This is a genomic window from Streptacidiphilus anmyonensis, from assembly GCF_000787855.1.
Classification (GTDB): Bacteria; Actinomycetota; Actinomycetes; order Streptomycetales; family Streptomycetaceae; genus Streptacidiphilus; species Streptacidiphilus anmyonensis.
This window is the reverse complement of record NZ_BBPQ01000027.1, coordinates 1-8,762: the sequence shown is the minus strand read 5'-3', so window position 1 is coordinate 8,762 and position 8,762 is coordinate 1. Positions and strand designations below refer to the sequence as shown.

The window sequence follows — 8,762 nt, the reverse complement described above, 5'->3', positions numbered from 1 at the left end:
CGTTCGAAGGGCTGACCGGCCCCGGACTGGCGCCGGTCAGCCCTTCGAACGCGGCCCGACGGTCGACATCGGTCGGGCGAGCACTCGAGCGCAGCTTCAGTACGGCAGAGGGCGGCCGGACGGGGTGGGCAGGTCCGGCCCCGACGGACCACCGAGGCACTGGTGAAGATGCGGCACGAAGGGCCCTTCGGGCCTGCCGGACGGGACCGAGCGGCCCAGCCGGACCTGCGGCGACGGCACGAGAGCGGGCAACAGGGGACCGGAAGGCCCTTGTCCGGTGCCTTGGCAGGAGCGAAAGCTGGGAGACGAGCCGCTGCGGCACTGGACGGGCGGTAGGTGGTTCGAACGGAAGGAACACGGCGATGACCCGTCCGCTGATCGCCACGGTCGACGGGTCAGCCAGCCTGGGCACCGGTTTGGACGAGCCGCGAAGCCAGGCGATCGGCCCGTGCGAACCGCGGCCCGGTGCCCGGGCCCGATCGTGAGCAAGCAAGGAGAGGAGCCGGCGATGCACGCGACACTCGGAGACCAGATCGTCGTGGACGGCACGCGTCCCGGCGTCGTGCGGCGCGACGGCGAGGTCGTCGGCCTGCACCACCTCGACGGCAGTCCGCCGTTCGACGTCCGCTGGTCCGACGACGGCCGGACCACCGTCTTCTGCCCCGGGCCGGACGCGCACCTCGTCCACCTCGCCCACCCGGACACGATCGGAGGCGGCAGCCATGTACGGAAGCGGTAGCCCGCACGTCGTCAGTGACGTGATGACGCAGACCGTTGTTTCGGTGGGCCAGGACGCCCCCTTCAAGGACATCGTCGCGCTGATGAACCAGTGGCAGGTCAGCGCCGTCCCGGTGACCGCGGGCGAAGGCCGCGTCGTCGGCGTCGTCTCCGAGGCGGACCTGCTGCCCAAGGAGGAGTTCCGCGACCAGCGAACCCAGCCGCCCCGAACAACTGCGCCGCCTCGGCGACATGGCCAAGGCGGGCGCGCTCACTGCGGGCGAGCTGATGACCGCGCCCGCGGTCACCGTGCGCGCTGACGCGACCCTCGCCCAGGCGGCAAGGGAGATGGCCCAGCACCACGTCAAGCGGCTGCCGGTGGTGGACGAGTGGGGCATGCTCGCTGGCATCGTCAGCCGGGCCGACCTGCTGAAGGTCTTCCTGCGCCCGGACGAGGAGATCGCGGAGGAGATCCGCCGAGAGGTCGTCGCCTACCTCTTCGGAGGGGACGCCACCGGCGTCGTCGTCCACGTCGCCGACGGCGTGGTCACGCTGACCGGCCGACTGGCGGACACCACGCTCGTCCCTGTCGCGGCACGGCTGGCGCGCGCGGTGGAGGGCGTGGTCGACGTCCAGTGGGACGTCAGCGGACAGACGCTCATCGATCGCTGAGCCATAGGTTCGGCCGGAACCCAGGAGGCGGCCGCCATGACCGAGAACTCCCCCCGCACTTACGCCGCCGATGCCCTGACAACGGATCGGTACTCATGGCTCGCCGCTGCCGGGGGCGCTGCGCCCTCGCTGCACAACAGCCAGCCCTGGCACTTCCGCGCAACCGAGGACCGGCACGGCCTGCTGGTCTGTCAGGACCCCTCCCGGGCAGTGCCGGTCACCGATCCCATGGGGCGGGCGCTGCACGTCTCGATCGGCGCCGCGCTGCTCAACATCCGCGTCGCCGCAGCCTCGCTGGGCCTGGAGACCCGACTGCGCCTGCTCCCCGATCCGACGCGGCCCGACCTGGTCGCCGCGCTCACCTTCGACCAGCCGACGCCGGGCATCGGACCGCACCCCGACGCCGCGCTTTACCCCGCCATCGCCCAGCGCCACAGCAGCCGGCGGCCGTTCACCAACCGCGACGTGCCCGAGCGGCTCGTCGGCGAGCTGATCGTGGTCGCCGACCGTGAAGGCGTGGTGCTCGCCATGCTGGAGGAGGCGGAGACTCGACGGGTGCTGGCCCTGACGACGGAGGCGGAGCGCCGCACTGCCGCGGATGTCACCCGTGAGGCGGAGACGCGCAGCTGGGTGCATCTGGAGGCCCCGGCGGCCGACGGCATCCCGGCCGAGGCGCTCGGCCCACTGGACCGCGACGCGCGCGTCCCCGTGCGCAGCTTCACCGGACACCCTCCCCACGGAGCCCCGGCCTCGGCCCGCTTCGAGCCGCTGCCGCAGCTCGCCACCTTCACCACCGCGCACGACGACCGCACTGCCTGGGTGCGCACCGGCATGGCCCTGGAGCGGGTCTGGTTGCTCGCCACCTTGAACGACGTGCACGGCTCGGTGCTGCACCAGGCCGTCGAGTGGCCCGACACGCGCTGGCAGCTGCGCGACCCGGAGACCGGCCCCGGCTACGTCCAGATCATCCTGCGCCTCGGCTACGGCCCGCCTGGCGCTGCGACCCCGCGTCGCCCCGTCACCGAGATCCTCCAGATCGACTGAACCCAGTCGGACCGGCGAGGCTGAATGCCGATCACCCGGCCAGAGCAGCGCCCCACGCCGTCTTCGGGCTCGCTTCAACGAGGGCCGGTCGGCGGGCTGAAGGGCCCTGGAAAGCCCGTATGCCGTGGGCGACCGTGGAAACCGGAGGCGCGAGGACGCGCGCAGGACGCGGCACGAGTGGAGGAGCCCGCCATGAACGTTCCGAACGGACGACGGCCCGTCCTCGTCGGTGTGTCCCACTCCGAAGCCGCTGTGTGGACGGTCCGCTGGGCCGCCGACCAGGCGGCGCTGCGGGGACTGCCGTTGCTGATCGTGCACGCGCAGGAATGGCCCTCGGCGGTCCCCCCGGCCACCGAGCCGGGCGAGCGCGGCCATCTGTGGGCGGCTCACTTCCGTGCCACCGGCCGGGCACTGGTGGACACGGCGCGCGCGGAGGCACTGCAACTCCATCCCGAGCTGGACGTCAGCCTGGTACTGGCCGAGGGGAGTCCGCATGGTGTCCTGCGCCGGTTCGGCGCGGAGGCATCCCAGGTGGTGCTGGGGACGAGGCAGCTGGGCGACGTGGAGGCGCCCTTCGTTCGCAGCCGGGGCGCCGGACTGTTCGGGCAGGTGCCCTGCCCCGTGGCGCTGGTGCCGCAGCGGGGCGAGCCGCAGCCGGAGCACGGCGGCGCCGTGGTGGTCGGCGTGGACGGATCGGCGGCCTCCGAGGCCGCGTTGGCCTACGCCTTCGAGGAGGCGGACCTCACCGGTGCCCGCCTTGTCGCCGTCGAGGTGCGCACATCACGCAGCGATGCCCGGTCGGAAGACGACGAGGGGGCGCGGCTGGAACTGGCTGAGGCGCTGGCGGGATGGCACGAGAAGTACCCGCAGGTCGAAACGGACCGTGAGGTCTTCACCGGCTACCCGGCGCACCTGCTCACCGAACGTGCCCGGCTCGCCCGCTGCCTCGTCGTCGGCAGCCACGGGCGCAGCGGCTGGCGCGAGGCGCTGCTCGGGTCCACGACTCGCTCCCTCGTCCACCACACGCATGGCCCACTCGTGGTCGTGCCGCCGCAGTACACCGGGATGCCGTGACGGTCCTCAGACGGACGGGGTGCCTGGTCGCGCTGATCAATCCGGGGCAGAGGGCCTTTCGCCGTCCATGCGGGGGCGGCCCCGCTACGTGTGGCCCGACAGCCGACCGAGGGGCGCTGGCCCCGCAGAGCGGCGAGGTCCTTCGGAGGGGGTGGAGGGCGTGGGCGAAGGCCGCGATGTCCTCCTCGTCGACGTGGAACGCCTCGGGGTAGTCGGATGCCGGCTCCAGACCGGCGCTGACCAGGAAGCCCCGGTCCGGTGGCAGGGAGCGCGTGTTGAGGCTGAAAGTGGCGGACGCGGTCACGCCCTCCCGGAGGTAGGACAGCGCCATGGTGACCTCGTAGAGGTCGGTGATGCCTGCGGTCGACATCAGGGCTGCCTCCAGGCCGACGGGCTTCGGGCCACAGGCCGCGCGGAAAGATCGGGCTCCGGCCGCGGCCGCCCGATGGCTGCCGCCGCGCGCAGCAGCGCCAGCAGGTCCGGGTCTCCCTGGACCTCGCGCCTGTGGCGGCGGTGCGCGGCCCGGCGACTGGCAGCGAGGCGGTATTTGGCGTTCATCGCGTTCCACCCTCCATCCGGCGTTCGTCGCTGACACCCTCACCATGTCGCCCGGTCAGGCCGCTGAGGAGGTCCGGTCGACCCCGGGGGCGCTGCCGGTCGGCCCGTTCGGTCACGCCAGGGTGGCGGCCCAGCTTCGGGCGCGCTCGACTTCGCCGTCGCGCAGCGGGCCGTCGGCGGCGCCCTCGATGAGGAATCCTCTCGGCTTGGCGACCAAGTCGTAGCCGTGGCTGCGCAAGCGGGCGGGCGATGCCGTATGCGGCCCCACCGGAGGTGGGGGAGGCGGTGCGGGTGTCGAAGGCTGCGGCGTGCGTGTGGGTGTCGGTCTTCGGCAGGTTGCGAAGCCAGGTGCGGACTCCAGGGCCTTCGGCACCCGGGTCGAGCTCATGCCCGGGGCTCGCGCTCATCCGTTCGGATCCCCGGCCCAACTTTCGCGAGAGGCTCCAGGTCATGCCGTACATGTGAGTAGGGCCTCCGACAATGAGCAGGTCGACCGGGCCCAGTCGGTCGGGGTCGGCCTGGTCCACACCAACGCAGTCGACCTCGGCCTCCGGATGGGACGACTGGATCCCCTCTCTGATCGCCTGGGCGATCTGGTGGGTGTTGCCGAAGAGGCTCTCGTAGACGATCGAGACATGCATCAAGGCTCATCTCCCTCGGACGTGTTGTCTCTCTACGGAGGTCGGGTCCACGAGGTCAGGGGTACGGAACGATCGCGGTCGGGTTGTGCCCGTAGTGGATGGCCGCGTGGGCGGTGGGGCCGAGCGCGGAGACGGCGCGGTGCCGGCGGCGGCCGAGTACCAGGAGGTCGCAGTCGCGGGCCGCGTCGACCAGCACGTGGGCCGCGCTGCCGGGACGGACATCGAAGTGCAGCTTGACGTCCGGATGCTTCTCGGCCGAGGGCAGTACGAGCTCCCGCAGTCGCTCGGTCGCGTCCTCGTGGAACGCCCTCCGCTCGGCCTCGCTCGGCGGGATCGGGCCGACGGAGCGCCAGAAGGGCGGTTGCCAGGCGTGGACGACTCGCAACGGCATGCTCCGGTGCTCCGCCTCGGCGAGGGCGTACTCGACGACGGGGGCCTGGACCTGGCCGGTTTCGAGTTCCAGGCCCAGGACGACCTCGTGGCACAGGGAGCGCGGGGCGACCCGGTCGCGGACCAACACAACGGGGTGTGCGGCGTGGCCGGCCACCTCCAGGGCGGTCGAGCCGAGCAGCAGGCCGGTGAAGCCGCCGGTGCCGCGTGAGCCGAGGACGAGGGTGCTGCCGTCCTCGGCCGCATCTAGGAGCTGGGTCGGGGCCTCGCCCGGGAGGAGCTCCCAGTCGACCTGGACACCGGGGTGGCGGCAGCGCAGGTCGGACACAGTCCGTGCGAGCAAGGCGGCCGCCTCGTCCCGGAGCCGCATGTAGGCCTCCGGGACGGGGGTGTCTTCGCGGTACGGCCAGTGGTCGTGGGCCAGTCGCACCGGTGCGCCCGTCAGAGTCGCCTCCGTCGCAGCCCATTCCGCGGCCGCCAGGCTGAGTGCGGATCCGTCGAAGCCGACGATCAATGGGAGTGCCATGTCGGTCGATTCCTTCCGCAGGAGCAGTGCGAGCGGGTGACTGGGGGCCTCAGGCCGGTTCGCCGGGGGCGTCGGGGAGGCGGCGCAGACGGCGCAGGTAGGGGTCGGGAGTGGGGCTCGGGGCCAGCCGTACGCGGGCGTCGACGCAGACCACACCGTCCGGCCCGCAGATCAGCGGGTTGAGGTCGGCCTCGGCCACCTGCGGGAGGTCGGCGGCCATGCGGCCGAGGCAGGCCAGGAGGTCCTCGATCCGGTCCAGGTCGACGGGCGGGCTGCCGCGGTAGCCGAAGAGGAGCGGCGTGGTGCGCAGCGAGGTGATCATGGCGCGGATGTCGGCGTCGGTGAGCGGGGCGAGTCGGGCCGTGCGGTCGTCGCGGAGGTCGGCGATGGTGCCGCCGGCTCCGAAGACGACGAGCGGGCCGAAGACCGGGTCCTGGACGACGCCCGCGAGCAGCTCCGTTCCCGGCGACTGACGCGGCTGGGCGAGCACGCCGTCCATCCGCTCGCCGAAGCGGGCGGTGAAGTCCCGGTACGCGGCGCGGACATGGTCTTCGGCGGCGGAGGTGATCCGGACGGCGCCGAGGTCGGTCTTGTGGATCTGACCGGGCCAGTGGGCCTTGAGCACCACCTCACGGTTCTCACCCGTGCGGGCCAGCGCGGTGGCGGCCCGGACGACCGCGTCCTCGTCCCCGCACCAGATCGCATCGGCCAGTGGCAGGTCGTAGCAGGCCAACAGCTCAGCCACCAGCGGCGGCGCGAGCCAGCCGCCGTCCGGGTGCGTCGCGAGGTGGCGCTCCACCAGCGCAGCGGCGTCGACCGGGCGGCATCCGGGTGTCGCCCGCTCCGTCGACAACGGCTGCGCCAGCCAGCGGGAGCGCTCCAAGGCCCGGGCGAGGGCGCGGGCCGCAGACTGGGCGTCCGCGTAGGCGGGGATGCGCGTGCCGTCGGCGCAGATCAGGAAGCGCACCGGCGCGTGCTGGTCGAGCACTACGGCCGCGAGCGGACGGGGCCGTCGTCCGCGGCCGACCAGCAAGGGGGCGAGGGCCTCCTCGGCGCTCTGGCCCGCGCCGAGTGCGGTCGGAGCCAGGCAGAGCAGCACGGCGTCGACTGCGCCGGATTCGGTGAGCAGATCGACGGCCGCGACCAGGGTCCCGGTGGGGGCCGCGGCGGTGGTGTCGACGGGGTTGGCCGTGGACGCGCCCTGCGGCAGGAGGTCGGCCAGGCGCAGGGCGAGCGGGGCGGGCAGTTCGGGGACGGTGAGGCCGTGGTCGGTGCAGGCGTCGGCGGCGAGCACGCCGATGCCGCCCGCGTTGGAGACGACGGCAACCTTGCCGCTCGTGCCGGGCAGCGGCTGGGAGTCCAACAGTGCTGCGATCTCGACGAGTTCGGCGATCGAGTGGGTGGCCGTGATGCCGGCCTGGGTGAACAGCGCCTGCCGGGTGACGGTCGGGGTCGCCGCGGCGGCGGTGTGCGAGGCGGCGCCGCGACGCCCGGCGACCGAGCGCCCGGCGTCGACGGCCAGGACGGGAATGCGTCGGGTGACACGTCGCGCGGTGCGGGAGAAGGCGCGCGGGTTGCCGAAGGACTCCAGATGCAGCAGGGCCAGACGGGTGCGGCCGTCCTGCTCCCACCACTGGAGCAGGTCGTTGCCGCTGACGTCGTACTTGTCGCCGAGGGAGACGAAGTCGGAGACGCCGATGCCGAGCGCGTCGAGCTGCTCCAGCAGCGCGATCCCGACACCACCGGACTGGACGGCGACACCCGCGCCGCCGGGCTGCGGGGTTGTCCGGCCGAACTCGGCGTCCAGGCTGACGAGCGGGTCCGTGACGGCCAGGCCCAGGCAGTTCGGGCCGACCAGGCGCATGCTGTGCCGGCGGCAGGAGGCGAGCAGTCCGGCGGACTGAGCACGCGTCAAACCGGAGGCGAGCACCACCAGGGCCCGGACACCCCGTCGGCCGCAGTCTTCGGCGACGGCTGCCACCTGTGCGGCGGGGACGGCCAGGACGGCTAGGTCGGGTACCTCCGGGAGTGCGTCGAGGGACGGGAAGCACGGAAGGCCGTCGATCCGCGCGGCGTGCGGGTTCACCGGCCAGAGCGGGCCGGTGAACCCACCGTGGCGGATCTTCAGCAGCAGGCTGTGCCCCACGGTCCCGGGCCGACGCGAGGCGCCGACGAGGGCGACGGAGCGCGGCCGCAGCAGCGGTCGCAGGCTGGCGATGTCGGCCCGGCTGCCGCGGGCCTCCACGGCGTCCAGGTACGGGGCGGCGGTCTCGTCCAGGACCGCTTCGAACCGGACCTCGCCGTCGGCCCAGTGACGCTTGACTGCCAGACCGAGGTCGGAGAAGACCTTTTGCATGGCGAAGTTGTCCCCGAGCGTTTCGGCGACCAGCACCCGGACGCCGTCCGAGCGGGCGGTGTGGACGAGGTGCTCGATGAGCAGGGTGGCCACGCCCCGGTGGTGCCAGTCGTCGGCGACGGCCGCGGCCATTTCCGCCCGGGCCGGGGTCTCGGCCTCCGCCTCGTACTCGGCGACGCCGACCAACTGCCCGCCGTCCGGTTCGAACGCGCCGAGCGCGACGAAGCCGGGGCGGGCCGGGGCGCAGAGCCGGTCGGCGGTCAGCTCCGGTGCTCGGCGGCTGATGCCGAAGAAGCGCAGCCGCTGGTTCTCCGGCGACATCCGGTGCGCGTGCAGGTCCAGGACCGCGTCGTGGTCGTCCGTCCGCAGCGGGCGGATGGTGACGACGGTGCCGTCGGCGAGCAGGACCTCGGCGTTGCGGGGACGGTCGTGCGAGGTGACCATGACTGTCGCCTTTCGGGAGCGGAAGTCCGACGTCCGCAAGAGGGAGAAGGGTTCAGCTGAGAGCGCGGCTCGCGGCCCGGCGCGGGGTCAGGGTGCCTTCGGGGCCGTAGCCGAGGTGGATCAGGATCTGCACGTGTTCCGGTCCGTTGTGTGGGTCGCGCAGCAGCCAGCGCAGGTCCGGCCACTCGACGGCCTGGTGCAGCAGCGAGGCCCGCACCTGGTCCAGGGTGGCCAGCAGCAGCACGTGCTGCAGGGCGAGTCCGGCGCGCAGCCAGTCGGCGGGCCGGTCGTGGTCGGTGGCGAGCACGGCCAGCTGCGGGTGCTGCTCGAAGGCCTGGGC

Annotated in this window: 5 protein-coding genes and 2 pseudogenes; 4 read left to right on the top strand and 3 right to left on the bottom strand. The window is 73.1% G+C overall.

Annotated features, from left to right (window positions below):
* The first annotated feature begins 508 nt into the window (after positions 1-508).
* The 4 genes and pseudogenes from TR50_RS22515 to TR50_RS22500 all read left to right on the top strand — a co-directional run bounded on the left by TR50_RS22515 (position 509) and on the right by TR50_RS22500 (position 3,507).
* Positions 509-739, top strand: a complete 231-nt coding sequence (locus TR50_RS22515; protein WP_052441225.1) for a DUF1918 domain-containing protein — start codon at positions 509-511, stop codon at positions 737-739.
* A gap of 22 nt (positions 740-761) precedes the next feature.
* A pseudogene (locus TR50_RS22510) lies at positions 762-1,389 on the top strand (CBS domain-containing protein).
* Between the two features lie 36 nt (positions 1,390-1,425).
* A complete protein-coding gene (locus TR50_RS22505) occupies positions 1,426-2,433 on the top strand; it encodes an Acg family FMN-binding oxidoreductase (RefSeq protein WP_236654533.1) in 1,008 nt (335 codons plus the stop codon).
* Between the two features lie 192 nt (positions 2,434-2,625).
* Complete coding sequence (locus TR50_RS22500) at positions 2,626-3,507, top strand: universal stress protein (RefSeq protein WP_042424679.1); 882 nt, start codon at positions 2,626-2,628, stop codon at positions 3,505-3,507.
* A 1,254-nt stretch (positions 3,508-4,761) separates the two neighbouring features.
* On the opposite strand, the gene TR50_RS22495 is transcribed toward TR50_RS22500, so the two are convergent.
* The 3 genes and pseudogenes from TR50_RS22495 to TR50_RS46875 form a co-directional block, all read right to left on the bottom strand.
* Positions 4,762-5,622, bottom strand: a complete 861-nt coding sequence (locus TR50_RS22495; protein WP_042424676.1) for a universal stress protein — start codon at positions 5,620-5,622, stop codon at positions 4,762-4,764.
* A gap of 49 nt (positions 5,623-5,671) precedes the next feature.
* Positions 5,672-8,422, bottom strand: a complete 2,751-nt coding sequence (locus TR50_RS22490) for a bifunctional acetate--CoA ligase family protein/GNAT family N-acetyltransferase (RefSeq protein WP_042424673.1) — start codon at positions 8,420-8,422, stop codon at positions 5,672-5,674.
* A 52-nt stretch (positions 8,423-8,474) separates the two neighbouring features.
* Positions 8,475-8,762, bottom strand: a pseudogene (locus TR50_RS46875) (hypothetical protein); the annotation flags it as partial.

What these genes read in the sequence shown, in the direction of transcription:
- TR50_RS22515 (WP_052441225.1), top strand. Translation starts at nt 509, where the DNA reads ATGCACGCGACACTCGGAGACCAGATCGTCGTGGACGGCACGCGTCCC.
- TR50_RS22505 (WP_236654533.1), top strand. Translation starts at nt 1,426, where the DNA reads ATGACCGAGAACTCCCCCCGCACTTACGCCGCCGATGCCCTGACAACG.
- TR50_RS22500 (WP_042424679.1), top strand. Translation starts at nt 2,626, where the DNA reads ATGAACGTTCCGAACGGACGACGGCCCGTCCTCGTCGGTGTGTCCCAC.
- TR50_RS22495 (WP_042424676.1), bottom strand. Translation starts at nt 5,622, where the DNA reads ATGGCACTCCCATTGATCGTCGGCTTCGACGGATCCGCACTCAGCCTG.
- TR50_RS22490 (WP_042424673.1), bottom strand. Translation starts at nt 8,422, where the DNA reads ATGGTCACCTCGCACGACCGTCCCCGCAACGCCGAGGTCCTGCTCGCC.